Source organism: Mycobacterium sp. E2327, from assembly GCF_001672675.1.
In the GTDB taxonomy this organism is placed as follows: domain Bacteria; phylum Actinomycetota; class Actinomycetes; order Mycobacteriales; family Mycobacteriaceae; genus Mycobacterium.
Genome location: NZ_LZKE01000006.1, coordinates 1 through 816, shown reverse-complemented (window position 1 = coordinate 816; position 816 = coordinate 1). Strand labels below are relative to the sequence as shown.

General features: G+C 66.9%; 1 protein-coding gene and 1 pseudogene. One reads left to right on the top strand and one right to left on the bottom strand.

Annotated features, from left to right (window positions below; all coding sequences use genetic code 11):
• Window positions 1-135, bottom strand: a pseudogene (locus A5712_RS31595) (TetR/AcrR family transcriptional regulator); the annotation flags it as partial.
• Between the two features lie 60 nt (window positions 136-195).
• Between A5712_RS31595 and A5712_RS00695 the strand changes: the two are divergent.
• Window positions 196-816: a TetR/AcrR family transcriptional regulator gene (locus A5712_RS00695; protein ID WP_068100165.1), complete on the top strand. Its 621-nt coding sequence runs from the start codon at window positions 196-198 to the stop codon at window positions 814-816.

Genomic DNA, 816 nt, shown 5'->3' with positions numbered 1-816 from the left:
GGCGATCTCCCGAATTGTCGCCTGGGAGTAGCCCACCTCCCCCACGCAGCGCATCGCCGCGGTGATTATTCGAGCGCGGGTCCGCTCGCCGCTGGCGCCTACCGGGCGCCCCAACTGCGACCGCGCGGCGTTCATGCGGGCGCACCTCCGAGCAGGAACCGGATATTAATTGATCGTTCGATTATATTCGACGGCATGCTAGGTCGCCCGGTCGGCGCCAGCGGCGAGGAGACTCGCCAGCGGATAATCGTCGCCACCATGCGCTGCGTGGGGGAGGTGGGCTACTCCCAGGCGACAATTCGGGAGATCGCCAAGGCTGCCGACATGACCAGCGCGAGCCTGTACCACTATTTCCCGAACAAGTCCGAGTTGCTCACGGCGACCGTCCGGGAGATCGACGAGATCGCGTTGCCACGGGTGCGGTCCGCCGCGGCGCATTCCGATGACGTCGTCGAGCGCCTCGAGGCGATGCTGGACGAGCTGGACAGGTTGCTGCGCGAGTATCCGCACCTGGCCGCGTTCGAACGCGCGATGCGCGGGCATGCCGGACTAAAAGGCTTGCGCGACACCATCGATGACATCGTCCGGGACGCTCAGGCGCGGGGAGCGCTGTCGCCCGATACCGACCCGGGCGCCGCGGTCAACGCGATCTACGCGCTGGCCCGTGGGCTGACGGACCGGTCGGCCAACCTGACCGCGGACGCGTACGCCGACACGCTGGCGTCGGCCAAAAAGCTGCTCAGGGGAACGCTTTTCGAGCCGCGAGCGAGTCGCCGAGCGTCCACAGCGCAACGCCGATCAAAACGAGATCCTTGA

What these genes read in the sequence shown, in the direction of transcription:
- A5712_RS00695 (WP_068100165.1), top strand. Translation starts at nt 196, where the DNA reads ATGCTAGGTCGCCCGGTCGGCGCCAGCGGCGAGGAGACTCGCCAGCGG.